The sequence below is a fragment of the Tsukamurella sp. TY48 genome, assembly GCF_019656655.1.
In the GTDB taxonomy this organism is placed as follows: domain Bacteria; phylum Actinomycetota; class Actinomycetes; order Mycobacteriales; family Mycobacteriaceae; genus Tsukamurella; species Tsukamurella strandjordii.
The window spans coordinates 1,938,148-1,962,173 of record NZ_BPMV01000001.1; the positions used below are offsets into that span (position 1 = coordinate 1,938,148).

At 69.5% G+C, this 24,026-nt stretch carries 28 protein-coding genes and 1 pseudogene; 16 read left to right on the forward strand and 13 right to left on the reverse strand.

Features of this window, described 5'->3' with window-relative positions:
• Nucleotides 1-18 precede the first annotated feature (18 nt).
• Nucleotides 19-1,203: a TetR/AcrR family transcriptional regulator gene (locus TTY48_RS09365; protein ID WP_220657238.1), complete on the forward strand. Its 1,185-nt coding sequence runs from the start codon at nucleotides 19-21 to the stop codon at nucleotides 1,201-1,203.
• Here the strand turns inward: TTY48_RS09365 and TTY48_RS09370 are convergent.
• The 9 genes from TTY48_RS09370 to TTY48_RS09410 all read right to left on the reverse strand — a co-directional run bounded on the left by TTY48_RS09370 (nucleotide 1,200) and on the right by TTY48_RS09410 (nucleotide 10,158).
• Nucleotides 1,200-1,988, reverse strand: coding sequence for a hypothetical protein (locus TTY48_RS09370; protein WP_220657239.1), 789 nt, complete (start codon nucleotides 1,986-1,988; stop codon nucleotides 1,200-1,202). The genes TTY48_RS09365 and TTY48_RS09370 overlap by 4 nt on opposite strands.
• Nucleotides 1,985-3,103, reverse strand: a complete 1,119-nt coding sequence (locus TTY48_RS09375; RefSeq protein ID WP_220657240.1) for an MlaD family protein — start codon at nucleotides 3,101-3,103, stop codon at nucleotides 1,985-1,987. Before TTY48_RS09375 ends, TTY48_RS09370 begins: the two co-directional genes overlap by 4 nt.
• The gene (locus TTY48_RS09380; protein WP_220657241.1) at nucleotides 3,100-4,137 is read right to left on the reverse strand and encodes an MlaD family protein; all 1,038 of its coding nucleotides are present in this window, start codon (nucleotides 4,135-4,137) and stop codon (nucleotides 3,100-3,102) included. The genes TTY48_RS09375 and TTY48_RS09380 overlap by 4 nt, the downstream gene beginning before the upstream one ends.
• On the reverse strand, nucleotides 4,134-5,246 hold the full coding sequence (locus TTY48_RS09385) for an MlaD family protein (protein WP_220657242.1): 1,113 nt from the start codon (nucleotides 5,244-5,246) through the stop codon (nucleotides 4,134-4,136). The genes TTY48_RS09380 and TTY48_RS09385 overlap by 4 nt, the downstream gene beginning before the upstream one ends.
• A complete protein-coding gene (locus TTY48_RS09390) occupies nucleotides 5,246-6,340 on the reverse strand; it encodes an MlaD family protein (protein WP_220657243.1) in 1,095 nt (364 codons plus the stop codon). Before TTY48_RS09390 ends, TTY48_RS09385 begins: the two co-directional genes overlap by 1 nt.
• Entirely contained in the window at nucleotides 6,337-7,359 is a 1,023-nt protein-coding gene (locus TTY48_RS09395) for an MlaD family protein (protein WP_220657244.1), read from the reverse strand. Before TTY48_RS09395 ends, TTY48_RS09390 begins: the two co-directional genes overlap by 4 nt.
• Complete coding sequence (locus TTY48_RS09400; protein ID WP_220657245.1) at nucleotides 7,356-8,345, reverse strand: MlaD family protein; 990 nt, start codon at nucleotides 8,343-8,345, stop codon at nucleotides 7,356-7,358. Before TTY48_RS09400 ends, TTY48_RS09395 begins: the two co-directional genes overlap by 4 nt.
• Before the next feature lie 29 nt (nucleotides 8,346-8,374).
• Nucleotides 8,375-9,232 carry an ABC transporter permease gene (locus TTY48_RS09405; RefSeq protein WP_220657246.1) on the reverse strand — a complete coding sequence of 286 codons (858 nt, stop codon included), beginning with the start codon at nucleotides 9,230-9,232 and terminating at the stop codon, nucleotides 8,375-8,377.
• A gap of 68 nt (nucleotides 9,233-9,300) precedes the next feature.
• Nucleotides 9,301-10,158, reverse strand: coding sequence for an ABC transporter permease (locus TTY48_RS09410; protein WP_220657247.1), 858 nt, complete (start codon nucleotides 10,156-10,158; stop codon nucleotides 9,301-9,303).
• Nucleotides 10,159-10,376: 218 nt separating this feature from the next.
• Between TTY48_RS09410 and rpsF the strand changes: the two genes are divergently transcribed.
• The 4 genes from rpsF to rplI all read left to right on the forward strand — a co-directional run bounded on the left by rpsF (nucleotide 10,377) and on the right by rplI (nucleotide 12,025).
• A complete protein-coding gene (gene rpsF / locus TTY48_RS09415; protein WP_220657248.1) occupies nucleotides 10,377-10,661 on the forward strand; it encodes a 30S ribosomal protein S6 in 285 nt (94 codons plus the stop codon).
• A gap of 38 nt (nucleotides 10,662-10,699) precedes the next feature.
• Nucleotides 10,700-11,233 carry a single-stranded DNA-binding protein gene (locus TTY48_RS09420; RefSeq protein WP_220657249.1) on the forward strand — a complete coding sequence of 178 codons (534 nt, stop codon included), beginning with the start codon at nucleotides 10,700-10,702 and terminating at the stop codon, nucleotides 11,231-11,233.
• Nucleotides 11,234-11,303: 70 nt separating this feature from the next.
• A complete protein-coding gene (rpsR, locus tag TTY48_RS09425; protein ID WP_013128725.1) occupies nucleotides 11,304-11,561 on the forward strand; it encodes a 30S ribosomal protein S18 in 258 nt (85 codons plus the stop codon).
• Nucleotides 11,562-11,572: 11 nt separating this feature from the next.
• Entirely contained in the window at nucleotides 11,573-12,025 is a 453-nt protein-coding gene (rplI, locus tag TTY48_RS09430; protein ID WP_220657250.1) for a 50S ribosomal protein L9, read from the forward strand.
• Nucleotides 12,026-12,107: 82 nt separating this feature from the next.
• Here rplI and TTY48_RS09435 read toward each other — a convergent pair whose 3' ends face one another.
• Entirely contained in the window at nucleotides 12,108-12,605 is a 498-nt protein-coding gene (locus TTY48_RS09435) for a hypothetical protein (RefSeq protein ID WP_220657251.1), read from the reverse strand.
• Between the two features lie 535 nt (nucleotides 12,606-13,140).
• On the opposite strand from TTY48_RS09435, the gene dnaB reads away from it, so the two are divergent.
• Complete coding sequence (dnaB, locus tag TTY48_RS09440; protein WP_220657252.1) at nucleotides 13,141-14,550, forward strand: replicative DNA helicase; 1,410 nt, start codon at nucleotides 13,141-13,143, stop codon at nucleotides 14,548-14,550.
• Here the strand turns inward: dnaB and TTY48_RS09445 are convergent.
• Nucleotides 14,517-15,110 (reverse strand): DUF2165 domain-containing protein, encoded by a 594-nt coding sequence (locus TTY48_RS09445; protein ID WP_220657253.1) that lies wholly within the window; start codon nucleotides 15,108-15,110, stop codon nucleotides 14,517-14,519. The two genes, dnaB and TTY48_RS09445, sit on opposite strands and share 34 nt — an antisense overlap.
• Before the next feature lie 195 nt (nucleotides 15,111-15,305).
• Here TTY48_RS09445 and TTY48_RS09450 point away from each other — a divergent pair, with 195 nt between their 5' ends.
• Nucleotides 15,306-15,458 (forward strand): hypothetical protein, encoded by a 153-nt coding sequence (locus TTY48_RS09450; protein WP_220657254.1) that lies wholly within the window; start codon nucleotides 15,306-15,308, stop codon nucleotides 15,456-15,458.
• A 30-nt stretch (nucleotides 15,459-15,488) separates the two neighbouring features.
• Here TTY48_RS09450 and TTY48_RS09455 read toward each other — a convergent pair whose 3' ends face one another.
• Nucleotides 15,489-15,800, reverse strand: a complete 312-nt coding sequence (locus TTY48_RS09455) for a hypothetical protein (RefSeq protein ID WP_220657255.1) — start codon at nucleotides 15,798-15,800, stop codon at nucleotides 15,489-15,491.
• A 302-nt stretch (nucleotides 15,801-16,102) separates the two neighbouring features.
• Here TTY48_RS09455 and TTY48_RS09460 point away from each other — a divergent pair, with 302 nt between their 5' ends.
• The 8 genes and pseudogenes from TTY48_RS09460 (at nucleotide 16,103) to TTY48_RS21310 (ending at nucleotide 22,546) form a co-directional block, all read left to right on the forward strand.
• Entirely contained in the window at nucleotides 16,103-17,302 is a 1,200-nt protein-coding gene (locus TTY48_RS09460) for a TlpA disulfide reductase family protein (RefSeq protein ID WP_220657256.1), read from the forward strand.
• A gap of 15 nt (nucleotides 17,303-17,317) precedes the next feature.
• Nucleotides 17,318-17,926, forward strand: a complete 609-nt coding sequence (locus TTY48_RS09465) for a DUF1345 domain-containing protein (protein ID WP_220657257.1) — start codon at nucleotides 17,318-17,320, stop codon at nucleotides 17,924-17,926.
• A 75-nt stretch (nucleotides 17,927-18,001) separates the two neighbouring features.
• Nucleotides 18,002-18,646: an ABC transporter permease gene (locus TTY48_RS09470; protein ID WP_220657258.1), complete on the forward strand. Its 645-nt coding sequence runs from the start codon at nucleotides 18,002-18,004 to the stop codon at nucleotides 18,644-18,646.
• Nucleotides 18,647-18,689: 43 nt separating this feature from the next.
• Nucleotides 18,690-19,859, forward strand: a complete 1,170-nt coding sequence (locus TTY48_RS09475; protein ID WP_220657259.1) for an ATP-binding cassette domain-containing protein — start codon at nucleotides 18,690-18,692, stop codon at nucleotides 19,857-19,859.
• Nucleotides 19,856-20,635 carry an ABC transporter permease gene (locus tag TTY48_RS09480; protein ID WP_220657260.1) on the forward strand — a complete coding sequence of 260 codons (780 nt, stop codon included), beginning with the start codon at nucleotides 19,856-19,858 and terminating at the stop codon, nucleotides 20,633-20,635. The genes TTY48_RS09475 and TTY48_RS09480 overlap by 4 nt, the downstream gene beginning before the upstream one ends.
• Nucleotides 20,632-21,594 carry a glycine betaine ABC transporter substrate-binding protein gene (locus tag TTY48_RS09485; protein ID WP_220657261.1) on the forward strand — a complete coding sequence of 321 codons (963 nt, stop codon included), beginning with the start codon at nucleotides 20,632-20,634 and terminating at the stop codon, nucleotides 21,592-21,594. Before TTY48_RS09480 ends, TTY48_RS09485 begins: the two co-directional genes overlap by 4 nt.
• Before the next feature lie 76 nt (nucleotides 21,595-21,670).
• A pseudogene (locus TTY48_RS21305) lies at nucleotides 21,671-22,177 on the forward strand (cysteine dioxygenase); the annotation flags it as partial.
• Between the two features lie 66 nt (nucleotides 22,178-22,243).
• A complete protein-coding gene (locus TTY48_RS21310) occupies nucleotides 22,244-22,546 on the forward strand; it encodes a rhodanese-like domain-containing protein (RefSeq protein ID WP_255585740.1) in 303 nt (100 codons plus the stop codon).
• Here TTY48_RS21310 and TTY48_RS09495 read toward each other — a convergent pair.
• Nucleotides 22,543-23,688 carry a GAF domain-containing protein gene (locus TTY48_RS09495; protein ID WP_220657263.1) on the reverse strand — a complete coding sequence of 382 codons (1,146 nt, stop codon included), beginning with the start codon at nucleotides 23,686-23,688 and terminating at the stop codon, nucleotides 22,543-22,545. The two genes, TTY48_RS21310 and TTY48_RS09495, sit on opposite strands and share 4 nt — an antisense overlap.
• An 86-nt stretch (nucleotides 23,689-23,774) precedes the next feature.
• On the opposite strand from TTY48_RS09495, the gene TTY48_RS09500 reads away from it, so the two are divergent.
• Complete coding sequence (locus TTY48_RS09500) at nucleotides 23,775-24,023, forward strand: hypothetical protein (protein ID WP_220657264.1); 249 nt, start codon at nucleotides 23,775-23,777, stop codon at nucleotides 24,021-24,023.
• The last annotated feature ends 3 nt before the right edge of the window (nucleotides 24,024-24,026 follow it).

The window sequence follows — 24,026 nt, forward strand, 5'->3', positions numbered from 1 at the left end:
GGCGGATGAGGAGTTGACGTGACCCAGGCGCGGCGCAAGCGGCCCAAGGATCGGCGCGAGCAGATCGCGCGGGTGGCGGCCGAGGATTTCTCCCGGCGCGGCTACCACGGCGTGGGCATCGAGCAGATCGCCGCCTCGCTGGACATCTCCGGGCCCGCGGTCTACCGGCACTTCCCGAACAAGTACGCCCTCCTCGAACACGCCATCACCTCGGCCTCCGACGCACTGAGCACCGCGGTCGCGCGGGCCGCGGCCGACACCGAGGGGCAGGCCGCGGACGCACGGATCGACGCCATCGAGGACGCCGCGCTGCGGGTGGCCTTCGAACGGCGCAATACGGGCGGCCTGTTCCGCTGGGAGCAGCGGCTGCTCGAACGCGAGGATCGCGACCGCATCCGCGATCAGCTCACCGCCATGATCGCCGCCTTCGCCGATGCGGCGGAGCCGGCTCTGCCCTCGGTCGATCGCGCGGATCTGGAGCTGCGGTGCGTCGGAGTGATCAGCGTGACCGGCAGCGTCACCGCGCATCGCACCGTGCTCGCGCAACGCCGCGCCGAGGCCGTGCTCGCCGCCGCGGGCCGCCGACTGCTGGCCCTCCCGGCGCCGCCGCTGGAGTACTCGGTGGCACCCGCCGCCGAGCCGGAGGCCGAGACCGGACGCCAGGGCCAGGTGCTCGACGAGGCGATCGAGTTGATCTTCACGCACGGCTTCCACAACGTGAGCATGGGCCAGATCGGCCAGGCCGCCGGCATCGTCCCCTCCGGGATGTACCGCTACTTCCCGAACAAGGCCGGAATCCTGGTGAGCGCGCTGGAGCGCTCCGGCGCCGCCTTGGTCGATGCGGTCGCCGCGGTGGTCGACGCCAACCCGGACCCGCGCGCCCGGCTCGCGGCCCTCGCGCAGGCCTACGTCCAGCTGTCCTTCCGGCAGTCGAAGCTGATGACGGTGTACTTCCGCGAGATCGGCAATGTGCCGGATACCGACCGCAGCCGCCTGGCCGGGGTGCAGCGCGCCAACATCGCCGCCTTCGCCGACGCGGTGATGGCCGTGCGCCCTGAGCTCACCCAGGCCGAGGCGGTCTTCCTGGTGCACGCGGCCTTCGCCGTGGTCTTCGACGTGGGGCGCACCCGGCGATTCGACCCCGACCCGCAGTTCCAGGCCGAGGTCTTCGCGATGATCTGCGCCGTGCTCTTCGACTCCTAGGGGCTCGGCGCCGGCTGCGCGGGCGCCGGAGCCGCTCCGCCCACCGGGACCGGGGTGTTGCCCAGGCTGTTCCCGTAGTCGGTGATCTTCCAGTCCTGATTGCGGTCCACGGTGATCACGTACGCCGTGGTGGTCACGGTGCCCTGCGGCGCCTGCACGCTGGTGGCGGACATATCGACCACGGTGGCCACCTTGTAGACCCCGTTCGCCTCGTCGGTCACCTTGGTGACCACCAGCTTCCCGGTGGACTGCAGGCGCACCGCCGTGACCACCTGGCGCATGGTCTCGGCGATGCCGTCCATCTTCTTGGCCAGCTCATCGCTGACGCCGTCCTTCATCGACCGCAGCCAGGGCGCGAGATCGTTGAAGTCCAGGGTCGACGCCCCCACCCCGTACTTCCCGGCGATCTCCTCGGCCCGTGCCCGATCGGCCGCGCTCTGCTGCAGGTCGCGGGCCTGGCCGCGGTAGTCCAGCGCGAAGTAGGTGGAGACCGCGGCCGCCACCGCGAGGAGCGCGACGATCACGGTGAGCGCCACCGCTTTTCCGGTCCGCGGCGCCCCCGCGCCGGCCGTCGCCGGGGCCGCGGTTTCGCGGTCGGCGCTCCGCGGTGCGGCGGACTTGCGGGCGGGCTTCACCGGCGCCGCCGCGGCGGGCTCGTCGGCCTCCGTGGGTTCGGCGGCTTCGGCCTCCGGGTGTTCGGCCTCGGCGGGTTCGGTGGCCGGCGAATCCTCCGGCACCGTGTCCGCGTCGGTCTGCTCGGGCGTCGGGTCGTTCGGCATCGTCACCTTGGGGTCGTCGGGGCGGTCGGGGGCGGAGACGGGCGGGTCGACGGTGCGCCCGACCGCGGCGCCGTCGTCGTGCTCGGCGTCGCCGTGGTCGACGGTACCGCCGAGCCCGACGGTGCCGCCGAGGGTTTCGGCGCAGCAGCGGGCGCGGGCCCGCCGGGGACGGGGATCGTCACCTCGAGCCGGGGCGCACCGTCGTTGCCCACCATCGCGAGCGCCGAGGAGAGGAAGGCACTGAGATCGATCTGCGGCACGGTGCCGTTGATCGCCTTCGCGATCGGCAGGCTGGGGCCGAGGATCTCGGCGATCTTGGGGATGAGCTCCTCGAGGTAGGGCTGCAACCGCACGAAGAACGGGTGCAGCACATCGCTGAAGGGCCCGGGCAGGCCGAGCTCGGTGACCAGTGCCAGCACCTTGTCGACGGCGGGCCGGATCACGCCGATCGTGCTGCGGAAGGCCGGGCCGAACTCGGTGATCGCCGGCCCCATCCACTCGAGATCGGCCGAGTACACCTGGGTCTGGGTGAACATCTGCCGGATCTGCGGCATCCGCGACATCAGGGTGGAGGTGAGCAGCTCACCGGCCTGGGTCAGCCGCGGCATCGACTCCTCCGTGCCGGTGGTCGCCTGCCACATCGTCTTGACGATCTCCGACAGCGGGCCCACGTCGGCGATCTTGCTGACCGCGGTGAGCGACCGGAAGACCTCCGGGATCGAGGTGGGCACCGACACCCGCTTCGGATCGACGATCGTGCCGTCGGTGAGGTACGGGCCCGCCGTTCCCTGGGGCGCGAACTCGACGTACGGTTCGCCGAGCGCGCTGAGCTGCTCGATCGAGACATCGGAATCGACGGGCACCTGGGTGGAATTCGGATACTTCAGGCGTACCGAGACACCGCGGGTATCACCGTCCACCCGCTCGACCTCCCCGATCCGCACCCCGCGCAGCAGCACCGACGATCCGGTCACCAGCTGCGAGGAGCGGGGGAGCTGCAGGGTCACGGTGGTGTACTGCGTGCCGGGCCGCACCCCCATGTACCCGAACACCAGGGCGCTCAGGCCGATCGCGAGCACCGCCACGAAGGTGACGATGTTGGCCACCAATTCCCGTTTCATCGGACCACCCCCAGCATCCGGAGCGTCTTCACGGCCTGATCGGCCTGCTCGCCGCTGGGCATCTGATCGCCGATGCCGAGCCGGACCACGTTCACCTTCGCGCCCTCGCTGAGGTACGGGATCACGGTGTCACGCAGCAGGTTGCGCAGATTGACGATGTTGTCCGGCCGCGTCGATCCGGCGGGCCGGTCGAAGTACAGCAGGGGCCGCACCACGGCCCTGAGCAAGGTGTTGGTCTCGCGCAGCGTGGGCACCAGGAAGGTGGCGTTCGCGAACACCGGTGCCAGCGCGGCGAAGACGCCCACGATATCGCCGGTCTCGATCACGGTGCGCCAGCGCGGCATCGCCTCGGGGGCCAGGTACTGGCCGAGCAGATTCCGCTGCTCCGCGAGCTTGTCGGTGAGCTGCACCAGGGAGACCAGCGCGATGTCGAGGCTCTTGGTGTCGTTGGACCAGGCGTTGACGGTGGTGGTGAGGTTGCCCACGATCTTGCGGGTGAGCGCGGGATCCTCCGGGAAGCTGCTGTTGAGCCGGTCGAAGGTGTTCCCCATCTGGCTCAGGCTGCCGCTGCCGAGGAAATCGGCCAGGCTGGTGAGCATCTGCTCCATCTGCACCGGGGCCCGGGTCTGCGACTGCGGCACGGTATCGCCGTCGGCGAAGAACGAGCTGCCCTGGTTGTCGGCGGGCGGGGTGAGCGCCACGTAGATGTCGCCCAGCGGCGTGTCCTGCCGCAGCTCCGCGATCGCCGACCGGGGGACGCGCGTCTGTCGTTCGATCCGCAGCGTCGCCTCGGCCTTCTTCTCGCTGAGCCGCACGCCCTCCAGCGATCCCACGTCGCGGCCCAGGAGCCGCACCTTGGCGCGGTCCGGGAGGTTGAGCACGTCCGGGAACTGGATCTTGAGCTGCCATCCCGACGATGCGGCACCGGGCGTGGGCAGCGTCGAGGGACCGATGCCGCGCAACCCCCACAGACCCGCGATCACCAGGACGACGGCCAGCAGTGCCGGCCACACCGCGCGGATGCGTGTGCTCATGATGCCGCCCCCGTTCCTCGCAGGATCACCGACATGATGTCCACCCGGATCTTGCCGCCGGGCAGAACCTGGCACTGGCCGGGCACGATCCGGTTCACGTTCGTGCAGGTGAGTTCCGGGTTCGCCGCCGGGAAGGCGGTATCGGGCAGCGGCTGGTAACCGATCTTCAGCCGCGCATTGGCCTGGTCGTAGTTGACGTTGAAGGCCGAGATGAGCGGCGGCACGATCCCCAGCAGGTCGCCGTAGTTGCGGAATCCGGCCGCCACCAGGCGGGTGACCGGCACCGCCATGTCCAGCACCGGGAAGATCATGTGGCCGTACTGGCCCACCAGGTTGGTGAGCATCTTGCCCAGTGGCATCAGGGTGGTGGCGAGCGCGCCCACCGTGGAGCCGAGCGGGGTCATCACGTTCACCAGGTAGGCGGGCAGATTGCTGAACAGGGACTTGATATCGCCCCAGTTCGAGGTCATGCCGTAGGTGAGCGGCGCCAGGGCGTCGAAGGCCCGCGCGAAATCGTCCATCCCGGGCCCGGGGTTGTCGAGCACCGTCGCGAGCTGGGTGAGGATGCCGTTGATCTTGGGGCCGGTGCCGTTGGTCTCCTTGGCCAGCGCGCCCAACGCCTGCTGCGCCTGGAGGGTCTGCTCCGGTCCGCCGCCGGTGGTGATCTGCGAGGTGAGCTGGTAGACGCCCTCCAGCGATTTGGTCAGCGAGAGCGGGGTCTTGGTGTCCGCGATGCACTTGCCCGGTTGCAATGTGGGACCGCCGTTGTCGTCGCCGATCAGGGCCAGCTGGCGCGAGGCGATGAGGGATTTGGCGACGGTCACGGCCCCGGCGTTCGCGGGGATCCGCTGGTTCGCGTCCACGGACATCTCCACGCGGGCCTTCGCACCGTTGGGCGCCACCGAGGTGATCTTCCCGACCGTCACCCCGCGCCGCGTCACCGGATTGCCCTCGAACAGGCCGACCGCGTCGGGCATCTGCGCGCAGTAGGTCACGGTGCGCTCGGTGCCGCCGCGCAGGTACCAGGCGCCGCCCAGGCCGAGCGCCACCACCACGAACACGGCGATCCCGCTGATCAGCCATTTCGATCCGAGTGCCGAACGGAACATCAGCAGTTCACCCCCTGAATAGGAATGCAGAACGAGGAGGCCAGCACCGTTTTCCCGCCCACCTTGATGCTGCCGTCGGGCTGGACCGCCTCGTTGATCCGGGACAGCGCCTTCTTCCCCTCGTCGATCATCGGCTCGAACTTGCGGAGCAGCTCCTGCATCTGGCCCGAGATCACCCGCAGCTGCTTCTCGAAGCCGTCCACATCGCGCATGTAGAGATCGGCCACCGGCTTGATCCGCAGCAGGGTCATCTCCAAGCCGCGCATGAAGGCCTTGTAGCCGGAGATGTTGAGCGAGGCGGTGGACAGGAAGGTGCTCATGTCCTGCATGATCGCCGTGAGGCGGTCGCCGTTGGCGTTCACGGCGCCGGTGTACTCCGAGACCGTGGTGATGAACCGGCCGATCTGATCCTTCTGCCGCCCCAGCGCTTCCACCATCCCGGACAGCGTGGTGATCGCGTGATTGAGCTGACCCGGCTGGCCGCTCGCGGCCTGCTGGATCTGCACCAGCGACTCGCGCAGGGGCTGCCCGTCGACGGCGGCCAGCTTCGGCCCGGCGGTCTGGAAGGTCTCGGTGAGCGTGTACGGCAGGCGCACCCGCATCGCCGGGATCGACGAGCCGCCCAGCGAATTCGCGCCGAGCGAATCGATGTCGAGGTAGTACCCGCCCACCGCGGTGAGCATCTTCACCGCCGCAGTCGACTGATCGCCGATGAAGGCGCTGCGATTGACCCGGATGGTGACGCGAACATCGTTGCGGCGCAGGTCGACCGCCGAGACCGTGCCCACCGGGACGCCGGCCACCCGCACATCGTCGCCCTTGCGGAGCTGGCCGGTCTCGCTCATGTCCACCGCGTACGAGGTGGTTCCGGGCGGCGCGAGCGAGAGGTAACCCGCGGCCAGCACGATGACGGCCGCCACCATCGCCGAGGCGATGCCCCAGCCGAGCTGACGCCCGGAATCGTTGCTGAACCGGAACCAGGTGCGCCGCCACACCCGCCGCGGCGGACGCCGCCGCAGGGCACCGGCCACCGCCCGGCTGGCGAAGTCGGCGTTGTTCGGGTCGTCGGGATCGTTCGGATCCCCGGTCGTCACGGATTGCACAGTGTGACCTTCGCTCCACGGATGAACATCTGCACCTCGGCCGGCAGGGCCTTCTCGCCCCTACTGCACCTGCTGTCGCCCTTCGCCTTCGGGATGCCCTGCCCGGTGAGGAGCGCGAACAGGCCGGGGATGAGCGCCGCGAGATCGACCAGCGGCCCGAGCTTCTTGGCCTCGGGGGAGAGCAGGTCGTCGAGCCACGGATTGGTGTTCGGGGTCATGCCCAGGTTCGCCAGGAGGGCATCGGCCGCGGTGATCACCTGGGCGCCCTGATCGGACAGGATGCGGTACGCGGGCGCCGATTCCGCCATGATCCGGGCCAACCGCTGCAGGTACCCGACGAGCGTGGTGACCGAACCCGACTTCCCGCCGATCGACTCCGAGAGGTCGGAGAAGTTGCGGATCAGCGTCTCGAACAGCGCCGCCCGGTTGTCGGTGAAGGTGGCCAGCTTGTCGATCGCGCCCAACATCGGTCCGAGGCCGGAGCCGTCACCGTTCATGACCACCGCGACGGACTCGGCGAAGTGGTCGATGTCCTCGGGCCGCATCGTCGACAGCACCGGCTGCAGCCCGTTGAAAACGGTGGTGATGTCGAACGAGGGCACCGTCTGGTCGGTCTTGATGGTGGCGCCCTCCGGCATCGGATCGCCCGTCGCTGCGGCGCGCTGCAGATCCACGTACCGCTGGCCGGTGAGGTTCTGGAATCGGATGGCCAGCTTGGAATTGCGGTAGATCCTCTGATCGTTCTCCACCGACAGCGCCACCTCGGCGTAGGAGCCGCGGCCGCCGTCCCCCCGGCGCAGCTCCACGGACTTCACCTTGCCCACCTGCACGCCGAGCACGCGCACATCGTCGCCGGTGCGCAGGCCCGAGGCGTTGGTGAACTGCGCCGTGTAGCCCACCTGGGTGCCGGGAGCGGGCCGCTGCAGCGCCCGCACCGTGAAGGTGGTGCCCAGCACCACGATCACCACGAAGACCAGGAATCGGATCAGCGAGGAGCGGAAGCGGGTCACCGTCCACCTCCCTGCGGCGGCGTGATCGGCACGGGCCGGGCCTGCACGTCCAGGTTGAGCACCTTGCCGTTCGGGGTGTCCTTGATGGAGCGGCGGATCGCCTCGATCAGATCCGAGACCTGCTGGCCGTTGCGCGCGGCATCGGGCATGGAGGAGACCACGCGCCGTTCGGCGTCGACCAGGACGGCGAGCGTGGGCGCCAGCGGCTGCAGGGATTTCACCAGGTTCGCCAGATCGGGGGAGGTCTTGTTGGTGAGCGCGTCGATCGTGGCGGTCTGCGCCGCGGGGTAACCGGGGGCGTCGGGACCCGGCCAGTCCCACATCATCTTGATCGCGCTGAGCACATCGTCGGACGAGGCCCCGATGCCCTGCAGCGCGTTCGCCAGGATCGGCAGCGTGTACGAGGTGGGGACCTTCTGGGTCTCGGCGTTCGTCTGGGCGACGGCGCCGAGCGCGCGCACCATGGGCAGGAATCCCTTGGTGGCGGTATCGCTCTGGCGCAGCAGGTCCGACATGTAGGGGCGCAGCGCGGTGGACTCCATATCGGCGAGCGAGCGCAGCAGGCCGGACATCGTCGAGTCGGTGGGCGCGGTGGCCGGCAGCACGGAGGCGCCGTCGCGCAGCGGCTGTCCCGTGGGCGACGGGGTGATCTGCACGGAGGTGATGCCGAACATGTTGTTCGGGGTGAAATCGGCGACGAAACCGTCGGTGAGCCCCTTGCTCTTGTCCGGGTCGAGGTCCATCCCGATGCCGAGCCGTCCGGAGCCCTGCTGGGTGATCCCCGAGACCCTGCCGATCTGCACGCCGTTCATCTCGATCTGCGTGCCGTTGCTCACTCCCGGCGCAACGGCGGTGGTGAGCAACGTGATCCGCATCGGTGTGGGCCGCAGCAGCGCGGTGATCCCCCAGGCCAGCAGGGCCAGGATCAGCACGATGGCCAGCGTCAGCGCGCCCCGTCGAACCAGTTCCCTGGGTTCGACGGTCATTCCGGGGACCGAAGCTATCGATGCCATGCCTACCCCCGGAACACCACGGGCGAGTTGAAGCCCCAGATCGCGGCGGTGAGGATCATGTCCAGCACCACGATCGCGACCATGGAGGCACGAACCGCGCGGCCCGAGGCCACGCCCACGCCCTCGGGCCCGCCTGCGGCGAAGAAGCCCTGGTAGCAGTGGATCAGGATGACCACCACGAGGAAGATGATCACCTTCACCGTGGCGGCCAGGATGTCCGGGCCGGAGAGGAACTGCCGGAAGTAGTGGGTGTAGGCGCCCACCGATTCGCCCTGCGCCACCGTGACGATCACGCTGCAGGCGAAGAAGCTCACCACGATGGCGATGAGGAAGGTGGGGATCACCGCGATCAGCCCGGCCAGTACGCGGGTGCTCACCACGAAGGAGATCGAGCGCAGGCCCAGCGATTCGATCGCGTCGATCTCCTCGTTGATGCGCATGGCGCCGATCTCGGCCGTCATCCGGCAGCCGGCCTGCACGGCGAATCCGGCGGCGGCGAGGATCGGGGCGAACTCGCGGGTGTTGGCGAGCGCGCTGACGGTGCCGGTGAGCGGGCCCATGCCCAGCAGGTCGAGGGTGGCGAAGGCCTGGACGGCGACGGTACCGCCGACGGCGAGGCCGAGGACCACCATCATCAGCGAGGTGCCGCCGCCGACGATCACGGCGCCGCGGCCCCAGGTGAGATCGGTGACGGTGCTGATGGTCTGGCGGCTGTAGTGCCGCGCGGCGTGCGGGATCATCACGATCGCCTGGACGCAGAAGCCCATCATGTGGCCGAGCCGGGCCAGCAGGGTGCGCAGCCACGCGTAGACGCGGGCGATCGTGCGTGTGCCCTTCGGGCGATAGGTTGCGACGGACACGGGCTAGCCCACCTTCGTACTGGGGTGAAGTGGGTGGCTCCTGGGCGAGACCGGTGCGTGGGTGACCATCAGCCCACCTTCATCGGGAAGAAGACCGTGTACGCCTGGGTGAGGGCGAAGTTGAGCACGATGATCGCCACCGTCGACACCACGACGGTGGCGTTGACGGCATCGGCCACACCGCGGGCGCCGCCCTTGGCCTCCAGGCCGTGCTGGCAGCCCACGATCGCGATGATGGCGCCGAACAGTGCGGCCTTGACCATGGAGAACAGCAGGTCGCGCACGGTGGCGAAGGCGCCGAAGCTGAGCCAGTAGCTGCCCGGGGTCACGTCCTGGCCGAGCACGGCCACGTAGAACGCGGCGATGATGCCGACCACCACGATGAACAGGTTGAGCAGCGGCGCCACCACGACGGCGGCGATGAGGCGCGGTGCCACCAGCCGGTGCACGGGGTCGATGCCCATCGTGCGCAGCGCGTCCACCTCGTCGCGGATGGTGCGGGCGCCGAGATCGGCGGCGATCGCGGAGGCTCCGGCGCCGCCGAGCAGCAGTCCGGCTGCGAGCGGGGCCGCCTGCTGGATCACCGCCAGGCCGCTGGCCGCGCCGAGCAGCGAGGACGCGCCGATCTGCTGGACGATGCTGCCCACCTGGATGGTGACGATCACGCCGAACGGGATGGCCATGAGGAACGCGGGGACGGCGGTGACCGACACCAGGAACCAGGCCTGGATCACGGTCTCGCGCAGGGCCAGGCGGCCGCGGATCGTGTCGCTCACCGCGGCCATCACGGTGGTGGCCGCGAGCTGGGCCGTGCGGCCCAGCGTGCGGAGCGGGCCGAGGGCGTTGCGATCGATGTTGTCGAGGAAGATCCGGGTATCGCTCGGCCGACGCGTCGGCGCCGATGACGACGCGGAATCCACCCCCATTTTTCGCCTTCCCTCCCGGTTGTTGAACGCCCCCTATGTTAGGCATCGTTCTCGGTCCGGGTGTGACTTTACGCACAAATACCTGCGATGTCCCGTGTCGAATCGAGATTTCGCAGGTGGGGAGCCCATGCGGTAGCCTGGTGCGGTTGCCGACACGGCAACACTCCTGCCGCGGAGAGTCCGCGGCCGCATAGTCCATAGGAGGAGGCGAAAAGCCCATGCGTAAGTACGAACTGATGGTGATCCTGGATCCGAGCCTGGATGAGCGCACCGTTGCACCCTCGCTCGAGACCTTCCTGAACGTGGTCCGTAAGGACGGCGGTTCGGTGGAGAACATCGACATCTGGGGCAAGCGTCGTCTGGCCTACGAGATCACCAAGAACTCCGAAGGCATCTACGCGGTGATCGATCTGACCGCCGAGCCGGCCACCGTGAACGAGCTCGATCGTCAGCTCAAGCTGAACGAATCGGTGCTCCGCACTAAGGTGCTGCGGCAGAGCTAGCTCTACCGGACGCGTACCGAACTACGAGGAGAGACACCATGGCGGGCGACACGATCATCACGGTCATCGGCAATCTGACGGCGGACCCGGAGCTGCGCTTCACCCCGTCGGGTGCTGCGGTGGCCAACTTCACCGTCGCCTCCACGCCCCGCACCTTCGACCGGAACACCAACGAGTGGAAGGACGGCGAGGCGCTGTTCCTGCGTTGCAACATCTGGCGTGAGGCGGCCGAGAACGTCGCCGAATCGCTCACGAAGGGCACGCGCGTCATCGTCTCCGGTCGGCTCAAGCAGCGGTCGTACGACGACCGCGAGGGCCAGCGGCGCACGGTGGTGGAACTCGAGGTCGATGAGATCGGCCCCTCTCTCCGGTACGCCACGGCGAAGCCGACGCGCACGCAGCGCGGCGGCGGTGGCGGCGGTTTCTCCGGCGGTGGCCAGGGCGGCGGTGGCAACTTCAGCCAGCCCGCAGCCCAGTCGGCGCCCCGGCAGAACCAGCCGCAGGAAGATCCGTGGGGCAGCGCCCCCGCGGCCGGGAGCTTCGGCGGCGGTTCGGACGACCCGCCGTTCTGATCCCCGGGATCGAGAACTGTGCCGGGCCCACCGCGGCCCGGATATGACCTAATCAAGGAGTACCAACACCATGGCCGGTAAGGGCAATGGCCGGAAGGTGCGCGTCGAGAAGGCCGTCAAGGCCAAGGCGTGCACGTTCTGCAAGGAAAAGAACATCAAGATCGACTACAAGGACACCACGCTGCTGCGTCGTTTCCTGTCGGAGCGGGGCAAGATCCGCAGCCGGCGCGTGACGGGCAACTGCGTCCAGCACCAGCGCGACGTCGCGATCGCCGTCAAGAACTCGCGTGAGGTGGCCCTGCTGCCGTTCACGTCGACCACTCGATAAGGAGAGAAGTCATGAAGCTGATTCTCACCGCTGATGTCGACAACCTGGGCGCGCCCGGCGACACCGTCGAGGTCAAGGACGGCTACGGCCGCAACTACCTGCTGCCCCGCGGTCTGGCCATCGTCGCCAGCCGCGGCGCCGAGAAGCAGGTCGAGGGCATCCGTCGCAGCCAGGAGGCCAAGCGTGTGCGCGGCCTCGATCACGCCAACGAGCTGAAGCAGGCCATCGAGGGCCTCGCCGCCGTGAACCTGACCGTGAAGACGGCCGAGTCGGGCAAGCTCTTCGGCTCGGTCACCGCGTCCGATGTCGCCGGCGCCCTCAAGGCCGCCGGTGGCCCGGTCGTCGACAAGCGCAGCATCGAGCTGCCGCAGGGGCACATCAAGTCCACGGGCACCTTCCCCGTGGTCGTGGTGCTGCACCCCGAGGTGCGCGCCAAGTTCTCGCTGAACGTCGCGGCGAACTAAGCATCGATCGACGTGAGAAGCCCCCACCGCGAGGTGGGGGCTTCTTCGTGTTCGGGGCCCGGTTCCCCGGGGCGACGGTGCGTCAGGCCACGATGGTGCCCACGCACGGGGTGCTGACCTGGGTGCCGATCCACTCGGTCCCCGCGCCGGTGCGGATCACCACGTTGTAGGTGACCGCGCCCTTGCCGGTGTCGATGGCGACCCGGTTCAGCGTGGGCAGGCCGCCGGTGCCGCCGAACTTGACGCTGCCGAACTTGCCGGTGGTGGTGTTGTTCCAGGACAGGGTCGCGAGTGAGGCGAACTGGCTGAGCACGAAGTCACGGGCGCCGGCGGTGCCGGTGCCGGAGAACTCGACGCGGCCGGGCCGCAGCACCTTGGCGTTGACCTTCCAGTTCAGCGTGTCGTTGCCCATGACGAACATGGGGTTGCCGCTCGAGCAGGTGGCGGTCGCGGTGACCGGTGCGGGCTTCGGAGGCGCGGGCGCGGGTTCGGCGCCGGCGGGACCGATGGCGCACGTGGCGACGGCCGCGAGCGCGACCGCGACGCCGACGGTGCGCGTCGTGATCTTGGAGCTGTTCATCGGGGGTCCTTCCGTAGCGCCTGATGCTCGATTCAGGGTACTTGGTACGAATGCCGCATTGAAGTCCGATCTCACGTGAGTGATGCGTCCGTGCAGGTGGGGGCCGGTGTCAGGTGACCGGCGGGTAACAACGAGGGGTGGTTTTGTTCGCGCGGAGACCAACGATGCACTGACGACACGCCCGAATGTCGGAATAGTACGACACGCTGAGGATTCTTGTTCCACAGCCGGTGGATGATCGTTGGCCCGTTTGACCTGCCCCGTCGTGCAACAACGCGCGTAGTATCCACAGGTTTTCCCCATCGGTCCACACCGGCGCCCACATGCGGAGCGCGCGTCCTCCACACCCTGTCCCCAAGTTCGTCCACAGCCGGACTTTGCGTCCGCGACGGCAGCGCCTAGCGTTCACGGGCGTCGGTCTCGGGCGCGCGCGGGTGAAAACCTGTCAGTGCGTGGCGGTAGACCCGGTGTTGGAACGAGTGCGTCCGCGCGGCCCCACAGGGAAGCGCGGACCTGAGGCGAGAGCGGGTGCGCGATGTCGGTGACGGACGAGCAGGAGTTCACACCGGGGCCGGCGGGTCGCCCCGATGCTCCGCCGTCCGAGGCGCCGCCCGCCGAGGACTTCGGCCGGCAGCCCCCGCAGGACATCGCCGCCGAGCAGTCGGTGCTGGGCGCCATGATGCTGTCCAAGGACGCCATCGCGGACGTCCTCGAGGTGGTGCGCCCGGGCGACTTCTACCGGCCCGCGCACCAGTCGGTGTACGACGCGATCCTCGATCTCTACGGCGCGGGTGAGCCCGCCGATGCCGTCACCGTCTCCGCGACGCTCGACCGCAAGGGCGAGCTCAAGCGCGTCGGCGGGGCCCCGTACCTGCACACCCTGATCTCCACCGTGCCCACCGCGGCGAACGCCGGCTACTACGCCGAGATCGTCGCGGAGAAGGCCATCCTGCGCCGCCTCGTCGAGGCGGGCACCCGCATCGTCCAGTACGGCTACTCCGGGTCCGAGGGCGCCGATGTGGCCGAGGTGGTCGATAGGGCGCAGGCCGCGGTGTACGACGTGACCGAGCGCAAGGCCTCCGAGGACTACGTGGTCCTGGAGGAGCTGCTGCAGCCCACCATGGACGAGATCGACGCCATCGCCTCCCGCGGCGGCGTCAGCATGGGCGTGCCCACGGGCTTCACCGATTTCGACGCGCTCACCAACGGTCTGCACTCCGGGCAGATGATCATCATCGCCGGCCGTCCCGGCGCCGGTAAGTCCACCGTGGCGCTCGACATCCTGCGTTCCTGCTCGATCGCCAACGGCATGGCCGGCGCCCTGTTCAGCCTGGAGATGAGCAAGACCGAGGTGGTGATGCGCCTGCTCTCCGCGGAGGCGCGGATCAAGCTGGCCGATATGCGCTCGGGCAAGATGACCGACGACGACTGGACCCGCCTCGCCCGCCGCATGTCGGAGATCTCCGAGGCGCCGCTGTTCGTGGACGATTCGCCGAACCTCACGATGATGGAGATCCGGGCCAAGGCCCGCCGGCTCAAGCAGCGGCACGATCTCAAGCTGATCGTGATTGACTACCTGCAGCTGATGACCTCCGGCAAGAAGGTCGAATCGCGTCAGCAGGAGGTCTCGGAGTTCTCCCGCCAGCTCAAGCTGCTTGCCAAGGAGCTCGAGGTCCCGCTGATCGCCGTCGCACAGCTCAACCGTGGCCCCGAGCAGCGCACCGATAAGAAGCCCCAGGTGGCCGACCTCCGTGAGTCCGGCTCGTTGGAGCAGGACGCCGATATGGTCGTCCTGGTGCACCGTCCCGACGCCTACGAGCGCGACGATCCGCGCGCCGGCGAGGCCGACTTCATCCTCGGTAAGCACCGCGCCGGTCCCACCGCCACCGTCACCGTGGCGCACCAGCTGCACTACTCCCGGTTCGTCGATATGGCCAAGGGCTGACCCCAGGCCCGGTCGGGGAGGTGCAGGAGCACCAGCCCGAGACCCGCGAGCACCACGTATCGCAGGGCGCTGTCGAGCCCGTTCCACGTGGTGGAGCGCCACATCTGGAACCATTCACCGCCGATCGCGATGAAGCCGCCGCCGAAGATGAGCACGATGAGCGTGAGTCCGGCGCTCGACCAACGCCGGGCGCGGTCGTAGCTCGCCGAGCCGAAGAGCGCGCGGGCGAAGTGGACCAGGCCCACGATGAGGACGACGGCGGCGAGGGCCTCGGCGGCGATGATCGCGGCGTAGCCGATGTGCCACAGGGTCGAATCGTCGATCGCGCGCCACATCACGTCCTGGTCCAGGCCCACCCCCGCGGGCTGACCGAAGTTGGTGGTGTCCATCGACATCACGTGTTGCACGAAGGCGAGATTGGTGTGGAAGTCGGTGATGTTGCCGATCGCGACCAGCGTGATGTACATCGCGTTGATCAGCACCAGTACCGCGGCCGCCGCCGGGAGGGTGCCCAGGACGCCGCGCAGACGGCCGGTGTCGGCGGTGGAGGGGTCCGGCATGGGATCGCCTTTCTGAGCGGATGTTGCGGATCGAAAGCTGTGACCCCGTTCACGATTCGGTGTCGCGGTGGTTCGGCGCCGCGGACGGCCGGGGTGCACCGTGGCGAGCATCACCTGGAACACTGCGGCGCGCAGCGATAGATTTGATGATTATTTCTATCGCCTGGTGAACAGGCTCTCGTGAAAGGGGTGGACATGGTCAGCGTGTTGGCACTCGTCGCCTTCGTCGTCGTCCTGGCATGGCTCACGCACGACCCGAGCGATCTCGATTTCCGTGCTCGCGACCGGCGGCAGGCCGCGGCGGACCGCGATCGACACTCGGGTTCCGACGGTGTGATCGTTCCCTGATCCGGCTCCAGCCGGAAGGCGCGGTCGCGGTCAATTGTCGATCCAGCCGTCGTAGCGGTGCGCAGCCCGGATCGGATCGTAGGTGTGCCGCCGCCACAGCAGCGCCGCACCGGTGGCGACCAGCGCGGGGATCGTGATCGACAGCAGGACCACCGGCTGCGCGCCCTGCTCGCGGAGCAGGGTGAGGTGGATCGCGGCGACGGCGGCGATCGTCGCGACGGTGAGCGCCGACGCGATCGGCAGCGCGCCCACATGGAAGGCGCGTCCGATCCGGCGGCACCCCGCCAGGAGGAGTCGCACGAGCAGGTACAGCACAACGGCGATGACGCGGTAGACCATCACGCCCTTCACAATACATGCGTAAGTGCGCATATGAATGTGAGTGGTCTCGTGGCGTGGTTCGCCGGATGCCCCAGGTCGAGCGAATGACACTATCGCCGTGGAGATTCCGTCTGACGCAGACCCGCCGATCGGCTGGTGGAACCCCCGTCGTCCGGTCGGAATCTGAGCCGGGGCACACACCGTCGCGGTGCATCGTCTGCGCCCCTGACCTGCGCGGACCCGAGAACCGGCGGCACAACCACCTCGCCCGTACCCGCGCGATCACGGGTGACCAGCGCCGCGCGCGTGGCTAGCGTCGGGTCATGAACAGCACACCGGCCCCTGAATCCGAGCTCCTCGTGGGCTCGATCGCTCCGCCGCTGCGGGTGGCGGAGTTCGTCAAGGGCGAGCCGGTCGACCGCATCGAACGCGGCATCGTGCACGTGATCGAGTTCTGGGCCACCTGGTGCGGCCCGTGCCGCGAGAGCATCCCCGCACTCACCGGACTGCAGGCCCGGTTCCCCGAGATCCGGGTGATCGGGGTGGCCGTCTGGGAAGACGACGGAATCGACGGGGTGCGGGCCTACGTCGACGAGATGGGTGACGCGATGGCCTACCGCGTCGCGGTCGACGCACCCCCACCCGCCGGTGCCGGCGGTTCCCCGAACGACGGCGTCATGGCCCGGACCTGGCTGGAACCGGCCTACGTACAGAGCATCCCGTACGCGATGGTGGTGGGCACCGACGGGCGCATCGCCTGGTCCGGGCACCCGAGCGACCTCGCCGAGGGGGACATCGCCGCGATCGTCGCGGGACGGTTCGATCGGGACGCGGCGGCCGCCCACCAGAAGGACGAGCTGGCGCGCGATCTGGTGCGCGAGACCTACGCCTTGGAGGCCGCGCTGCAGCGACTCGACCCCGACGATGCCGCTGCCGCGGTCGCCACCTACGACGAGGCCTTCGGCTCCTGCCCCGAACTCGAATGGTCCCAACTGGGCGGCGTGGGCAAGTTGGTGCAACTGGCCCGGCTCGACGACGACGCCGCGGATCGGTACGCCGACCGGCTGGCGGCGCAGGCCGGGGACGAGCCCTTCGGACTGCTACGGCTCGCCACCCACATCGCCGGGTTGACGGGGTGGGGGAGACCGGGTACCCGCCTCGCCCGCAAGGGGCTGGAGATCTTGGCGGCGGCGAAGGAGCGGGGAATCCGGCCGGCGGCAGCGACCGCGGAGATCGAACGGGACCTCGGCTGCCCCGCCGAAGCGATGGACGCGGAGCTCGAAGCCGTCCTGCTCGCCGCCGCCGGCGATACCGAGCACGCCCTGCTCCACGCGCAGCGCGCGTATGCGATCGCCGCATCCGCGGGCGCCGACGAGGGCACGCTCGCCGGTTTCGCGGCGACCTGTGACGAGATCCGCCCGGGGAGCGCCCCGGGAGGAACCCGTGGCGCGGACGTGCCGCCGCCGGAGACGGTGTGCGAGGACGGGGTCTGCCGCATCGTGCGCGGCGCCCCACCGCACTGATGACAAGCTGTCGGCATGAGGAAGTCGCTCGTGCCGCTGCTGGAATCCCTGCTCACCGCGCTGGGCCTGGTGTGGCTCGCCCTGGTGCTGTTCTTCGGCCGCTCGGCGGTCGGCCTGCTCGTGACCTGGGACGTCGCGGCCGCCGGGTACATCGTGCTCACCTGGGTCGCGCTGCGCCGCAACATCCCCGACGAGGAGTCGGTCGAGAACGATGTGCGCGCCCCGGCCTGGCAGGCCACCCTGTTCGCGCTGGTGGCGTCGGGCTCCGGGCTCGCGGGCGGCATGCTGATGATCGCGGGCAGGGACGACTCGACGGCCGACCCATGGCTGCAACCGGCCGCCGCGGCCACCGTCCTGCTGTCCTGGGTGCTCCTGCACATGGCCTTCGCGCAGATCTACGCGCGCGCCTTCTACACCGACGGTGGCCTCGACTTCCCGCGCTGCGAGAACCCCCAGGCCACCGAGTTCCTCTACTTCTCGTTCACCGTGGGCACTTCGTTCGCGGTCTCCGATGTCACCGTGACCAGCACGCCGATGCGGCGTCGGCTCATCGCGCACAGCGTGCTGAGCTTCTTCTTCAACGCCGCCGTCGTGGCGATCGCCCTGGACTGGATCAAGGGCTGATCCAGTCCCTCCGACTTCGAACCAGTCTGATCGCCAACCGCACACGATTCGTCGAACAACTGTAGGTTCGTTCGAGTGGACCTCCGCAGATTCCTCGACGGTCGCGGGGATCAGCTCGCCTTCCTCACCTACCAACACGCCTCGCTGGTGATCCAGTGCGTGCTGGTCGCGGTGGTGATCGCGCTTGTCCTGGCCGCCGCGGTGTACCGCTCGCGCATCGGGTCCGCGATCGCCACGGCGATCGCCTCGGTGGGCATGACGATCCCCTCCCTGGCGCTGCTCGCGCTGCTGCTCCTCGTCTTCGGCCTGGGCGTGGCCCCGTCGGTCACGATGCTGGGTTTCTACGCCACGCTCCCCATCCTCACCAGCGCGATCGTGGGCCTGCGGGCGGTGCCGCCGAACATCGTGGAGGCCGCCCGGGGCATCGGTATGCCGCGCTGGCGGGTACTGGCCACGGTGGAGCTGCCGCACGCCTGGCCCGTGATCCTCACCGGCATCCGGGTGAGCACCCAGCTGGTGGTGGGCGTCGCCACCGTGGTGGCCTACGTGCTCGGCCCGGGCCTGGGCTCCCTCATCTTCTCCGGCCTCGCCCGCCTCGGCGGCGCGGGAGCCCTCGAATCCGCCTTGACCGGCACGGTTCTCGTGGTGATCGTGGCGCTCGTGCTCGACGGCCTGCTGGTGCTGCTCGGCCGGTTCACCGTCTCGAAGGGGCTGCAATGACCACCTTCCACCGCCCCGTGTCCCCGACTGAACGGATCCCCGCATGACCGAGACCACGGGCGTATCGATCACCCTGGACAAGGTGGTCAAGAGCTACCGCGGCCAGGAGAAGCCGGCCGTCAAGGAGCTCACGCTGGAGATCGCCGCGGGGGAGACGGTGGCCATCGTCGGACCGTCCGGTTGCGGTAAGACCACCACTCTGAAGATGATCAACCGGCTCATCGAGCCCACCTCCGGGAAGGTGATCATCGGTGGCACCGATGCCACCGGCGTCGATCCCGATGAGCTGCGCCAGGGCATCGGCTACGTGGTCCAGGCCGGCGGCCTGTTCCCGCACTGGACCGTGGAGAAGAACATCGCCGCGGTGCCGAAGCTGCTGGGCTGGGACAAGTCCCGGATCGACGCCCGCGTGAACGAGTTGCTCGATCTGGTCGGCCTGGACCCTCACGAGTTCCGCGGACGCTTCCCCAAGGAGATGTCCGGCGGCCAGCAGCAGCGCGTGGGCGTGGCGCGCGCGCTCGCCGCCGATCCGCCGGTGCTGCTCATGGACGAGCCCTTCGGCGCCGTCGACCCCATCACCCGGGTCCGGCTCCAGGATCAGCTGCTCGCGATCCAGGAGGACCTGCACAAGACCATCGTGATCGTCACGCACGATGTGGACGAGGCCATCAAGCTGGGCGACCGCGTGCTGATCCTCTCGGAGGGCGGCCAGGTGGAGCAGTTCGCCACCCCGGAGGAGATCCTCACGGCGCCGGCGAACGAGTTCGTCGAGGAGTTCGTGGGATCCGGCGCCACCCTGCGTCACCTCACGCTCACCACCGTGAGCGAGATCCCCAGCGCTCCCGTGGTGCTCACCCATCCCGGTGAGGACTCCGAGGAGGTCGCCGCGCGCGCCAAGGAGGCCAAGCTCAGCTGGGTGGTGGTCACCGATGCCGACGGCCGGCCCCGCGCCTGGCCCTCGGTCTCGGAGGTGTTGAGCAAGCCGGTGATCTCCGACTACGTCGATCAGCGGCTCCCCGTGGTCGAGCGCACCGCCACGCTGGCCGACGCCCTCGACGTGATGCTCGCCGCGAGCCAGGGCGGCGTGCTGGTGACCCATCGCGACCGGGTGACCGGATCGCTCACCATCGAGCAGGTGGCCTCCCGCATCCGCGAGCGTCAGGCGATCGCCAATCCGGAGCAGGCCGCCGATACCTACCGGGCGGCGCCATGACCGCCACCGTGGACACCGAGGCCAAGAACCGGTTCGCCGGCGGCCCGCCCTTCGACCTGATCCTGGAACCGCTGCTGGTGGTGGTCGGATTCGTCGGCTACCTGATCTGGCACGCCACCCAGACCTTCTCGGAGACCGAGGCGGTGCAGCTGCAGTGGTCGGCCCTGGGCACGTCGGTGTGGCAGCACATCTGGCTCACCGGGGTCTCGGCCGTGCTCGTGGTGATCATCGCGATCCCGCTGGGAATCCTGGTGACCCGCAAGCGGTTCGCCCGCATTTCCCCGATCGTCGTGGGACTGGCCAATATCGGCCAGGCCGCGCCCGTGCTGGGCATGGTGGTGCTCTTCGCCATGTGGTTCGGCACCGGGCGCTGGACGGCCGTCGCCGCGCTCGTGGTGTACGCCGTGCTCCCCATCCTGCAGAACACCATCGTGGGCCTGCGCCAGGTGGACGACCGGGTGATCGAAGCCGCCCGCGGACAGGGATTCTCAGCATTTCAGGCGCTGCTCAAGGTGGAGCTCCCGCTCTCGGTGCCCGTGATCCTGCACGGTGTGCGCACCGCGCTGGTGATCCTGGTGGGCACCGCCACCCTCGGCACCTTCATCGGTGCCGGCGGCCTGGGCGTACTGATCACCACCGGCGTCACCCTGTACCTGCCGCCGCTGCTGTTCTCCGGCGCGCTCCTGGTGGCGCTGCTCGCGCTCGGGATCGACTGGGTGGCGCGGATGGCCGAGTACCTGCTGTCCCCGCGCGGCCTGCGAGGGGGGCCCGCATGAGCCGCCGGCCGCTGATCGTCGCCCTGGTTGCGGCGCTGACCTTCACGCTCGGCGCCTGCGGGCTGGAGAGCTCCTCGGGACATTTCGTGCGCGCCGAATCGGCCGACGGCCAGAAGCCCCTCGCGGGCGCGAAGATCTCGGTGACCTCGAAGTCCTTCTCCGAGGGCGTGCTGCTCGGCAAGATCACCACCACCATGCTGCAGGCCTCCGGCGCCGATATCACCGATATCACCAACGCCCCCGGCTCGATGTCCTCGCGCCAGGCGATGACGAGCGGGGCCGCCGATGTCTCCTGGGAGTACACCGGCACCATCTGGGTGAGCTACCTCAAGCAGACCGAGACCATCAGCGATTCCACCGAGTTGTTCAATCGGGTGCGGGACGCCGAGCGCGCCAACGGCATCGAGGTGCTCACGCCCGCCCCGTTCAACAACACCTACGCCTTCGCGGTCACGCCGCAGCAGAAGGCGCAGTTGAACCTGCGCACGCTCAGCGATCTGTTCCGGCTGCCACCGCCGCAGCGGACACTGTGTGTCGATCCCGAGTTCCAGTCCCGCCCCGACGGACTCGGCCGACTGCTGCAGAAGTACGAGGTGCCGCTCGGCACCGGTACGCCGCCGAACACGGTGACCACCATGGATGCCGGCGTCATCTACTCCGCGATCTCGGGCGGCACCTGCCTCGCGGGCGATGTGTACGCCACCGACGGACGCATCCGCAAGCTCGGCCTGGAGCTGCTGGAGGACGACCGGAAGTTCTTCCTGCCCTACGACGGCGTGCCCGAGGTACGCACGGACGCGCTCGCCAAGTACCCCGCGCTCACGGACGTGCTCGGCAAGGTGAGCAAGCTGCTCACGAACGAGACCATGCAGGAGCTCAACGGCCAGATCGACATCGACGGCCGCGATCCCGCCGATGTGGCCGCCGCCTGGCTGCGCCAGGTGGGCCTCGTCCGCTGACCTGCGGCGATCGGCATTGCGGTCGCGCTGAGCGGAAGGGTTCTCGGTATCGCGCGCCCCGCCGACACTGAGGTGCATGACCGAGCACGTACCGGACCTGTTGGCGCTCACCGCCGCCGAGGCGGACAGGGTGCGCGCGGGCGATTACGACCACCTCATCCCCGATGCCTGGCCGCCCGGCGAACGCTGGGCCGCGCGGCTCTGGGGCGACGACGAGGTCGATGTCTGGCTGATCTCCTGGGTCCCGGAGCGGTCCACCGAACTGCACGACCACGCCGGCTCGCTGGGCGCGCTCACCGTGGTCGACGGTGCGCTGTCCGAACGCAGCTGGGACGGCGAACGACTCCGCGAACGGCGGATCGATCCGGGCGGGCAGGCCGGCTTCGACCGGGGCTGGGTGCACGATGTGACCCGGCACCCCGATGCGCACGACGCCGCCTCCGGTGAGGCCGATAAGCCGACGCTGTCGGTGCACGCCTACTCGCCGCCGCTGACGGCGATGTCGTACTACGAGGTGCGTCCCGACGGGCGGCTGCGGCGCGTGCGCAGTGAACTCACGGACGAGCCGGAGGCCCCGCCGAAGCACCGCGGCATCGACGCCCTGCTGGCCGCCGCCCGCGGCCGGATCGAGCGGGTCCCGGCTGCGGCGGTGGCCCGCGAGCTCGCCGCGGGCGCTCACCTCGTGGACATCCGGCCCGCGGCCCAGCGCGCCGCCGAGGGCGAGATCCCCGGCGCCCTGGTGATCGAGCGGAACGTGCTCGAATGGCGCCTCGACCCCGCCTCCGCCGCCCGGATCGACGAGGCGGTGGACTGGGACGTGCGCTGGCTCGTGATCTGCTCCGAGGGGTACACCAGCTCACTCGCCGCGGCGGCGCTGCGGGACATCGGCCTGCATCGCGCCGCCGATGTGGAGGGCGGCTTCCACGCCCTCACCGCCACGCTGGTCGGCTAGTCCTCGCGGGGGACCTCCCACCGCACCACGGTGCCGGGCCGCTCGGTGCCCGGCTCGGCCGGGCGGGCCTCGAACCGGCCAGCGCGCAGCTCGGCCCGCGTCGCGAGATTCCGTAGGCCGCTGCGCCGTCCGTCGGCGGGGATGCCGGCGCCGTCGTCGGCCACCTCCACGGCCACCGCATCGCCGCTCGCCGAGACCGTCACCGAGACCCGGGTGCCGCCGCTGTGCCGCACAGCGTTCGAGACGCTCTCGATGATCACCGCCTCCACATCGCGGGCCAGATCGTCGGAGACCGCGCTCTCCACCGGTCCGGAGAAGCCGATGTCCACGGCCAGATCGCCGCCGTGCGCCACCGACCGGGTGGCCCGCACCAGCCGGGCCCGCAGCTCGGTGCGGTGATCCGAGAGCTCGAAGATCGTCGACCGGATGTCGGCGATGGTGCGGTCGAGCTCGCCGATCACCGCATCGAGGCGCTCGCGCACGGGCTCCTCGTCGGCGGCCGATCGCGCCACCTGCAGGCCCAGCCCGGCGGCGAAGATCCGCTGGATCACGTGATCGTGCAGATCGCGGCCGATGCGCTCGCGCTCCTCGATCACCTGCAGCTCGCCCACCCGCTCCTGCTGCGCGAGTGCCGCGGTGTGCATCTGGGCGTTGTCGATCGCCACCGCCGAGGCAGCCGCGAAGACCTCGATCGCCTTCGCATCACCCGCGGTGAACTGCCGCCCGCCCGCCTTCTCGGAGAGGTAGATGCATCCGAAGAGATCGTCGTTGACGATGATGGGCGCGCCCAGGAAGGTGTGCATCGGCGGATGATTCGGCGGGAAGCCCACCGAGGCGGGATGCGTGGACAGCTCGTCGAGCCGGAGCGGCTCGCTCTCGCGCAGCAGGTAGCCCAGCACGCCGCGGCCGCACGGCGGATCGCCGATCAGCGCGGCGGCCTCGGCGTCGACGCCCACGTAGATGAACTCCTGCAGCGAGCCGTCGTCGTTGCTCACGCCCACCGCGCCGTAGCGGGCGTCCACCAGCGCCATCGCCGAGGTGACGATGCGGCGCAAGGTACTGGGTAGGTCGAGCCCCTGCGCCACCGCCAGCACGGCGCTGAGGATGTCCTGCAGGTCTGCGCGTTCGGGCTGCTCGCTCACCGCGCCTCCTGGCGCGTCCGGATCGGGAACCGGGACGGGACGAACGCCCCTGTCGCCGGCCGCCGGCGCACGGGATCGTGGTGCCCATGAACGGATGTGATGTCGACCCCCTCGACCGGCCGGAGTTGCGGGCCCTCGTGGTGGACCTCGCGGAGGCCGCCTACACCGGCCGGGTCACCCGGTGGAACGAGCTGCGCACCACGGCGGCGGTGCACGGCATGGACCTCGAGTACCTGGTGTGCGGCCTGCTGGGAAGGCTGCTCGCCGAACGTGCCACGCGCCGCGGGGAACCGGCGGTCGACGCCTGGTCGCACGCGCGGTCCTCGCTGGTGTGAGGC

Bases quoted from the DNA above. Each gene is read 5' to 3' on its own strand.
- TTY48_RS09450 (WP_220657254.1), top strand. From the start codon at position 15,306: ATGGTCAGCGTGTTGGCACTCGTCGCCTTCGTCGTCGTCCTGGCATGG.
- rpsF (WP_220657248.1), top strand. From the start codon at position 10,377: ATGCGTAAGTACGAACTGATGGTGATCCTGGATCCGAGCCTGGATGAG.
- dnaB (WP_220657252.1), top strand. From the start codon at position 13,141: ATGTCGGTGACGGACGAGCAGGAGTTCACACCGGGGCCGGCGGGTCGC.
- TTY48_RS09420 (WP_220657249.1), top strand. From the start codon at position 10,700: ATGGCGGGCGACACGATCATCACGGTCATCGGCAATCTGACGGCGGAC.
- TTY48_RS09480 (WP_220657260.1), top strand. From the start codon at position 19,856: ATGACCGCCACCGTGGACACCGAGGCCAAGAACCGGTTCGCCGGCGGC.
- TTY48_RS09400 (WP_220657245.1), bottom strand. From the start codon at position 8,345: ATGACCGTCGAACCCAGGGAACTGGTTCGACGGGGCGCGCTGACGCTG.
- TTY48_RS09445 (WP_220657253.1), bottom strand. From the start codon at position 15,110: ATGCCGGACCCCTCCACCGCCGACACCGGCCGTCTGCGCGGCGTCCTG.
- TTY48_RS09435 (WP_220657251.1), bottom strand. From the start codon at position 12,605: ATGAACAGCTCCAAGATCACGACGCGCACCGTCGGCGTCGCGGTCGCG.
- TTY48_RS09475 (WP_220657259.1), top strand. From the start codon at position 18,690: ATGACCGAGACCACGGGCGTATCGATCACCCTGGACAAGGTGGTCAAG.
- TTY48_RS09500 (WP_220657264.1), top strand. From the start codon at position 23,775: ATGAACGGATGTGATGTCGACCCCCTCGACCGGCCGGAGTTGCGGGCC.
- TTY48_RS09410 (WP_220657247.1), bottom strand. From the start codon at position 10,158: ATGGGGGTGGATTCCGCGTCGTCATCGGCGCCGACGCGTCGGCCGAGC.
- TTY48_RS09380 (WP_220657241.1), bottom strand. From the start codon at position 4,137: ATGAGCACACGCATCCGCGCGGTGTGGCCGGCACTGCTGGCCGTCGTC.
- rplI (WP_220657250.1), top strand. From the start codon at position 11,573: ATGAAGCTGATTCTCACCGCTGATGTCGACAACCTGGGCGCGCCCGGC.
- TTY48_RS09460 (WP_220657256.1), top strand. From the start codon at position 16,103: ATGAACAGCACACCGGCCCCTGAATCCGAGCTCCTCGTGGGCTCGATC.
- TTY48_RS09465 (WP_220657257.1), top strand. From the start codon at position 17,318: ATGAGGAAGTCGCTCGTGCCGCTGCTGGAATCCCTGCTCACCGCGCTG.
- TTY48_RS09375 (WP_220657240.1), bottom strand. From the start codon at position 3,103: ATGAAACGGGAATTGGTGGCCAACATCGTCACCTTCGTGGCGGTGCTC.
- TTY48_RS09385 (WP_220657242.1), bottom strand. From the start codon at position 5,246: ATGTTCCGTTCGGCACTCGGATCGAAATGGCTGATCAGCGGGATCGCC.
- TTY48_RS09485 (WP_220657261.1), top strand. From the start codon at position 20,632: ATGAGCCGCCGGCCGCTGATCGTCGCCCTGGTTGCGGCGCTGACCTTC.
- rpsR (WP_013128725.1), top strand. From the start codon at position 11,304: ATGGCCGGTAAGGGCAATGGCCGGAAGGTGCGCGTCGAGAAGGCCGTC.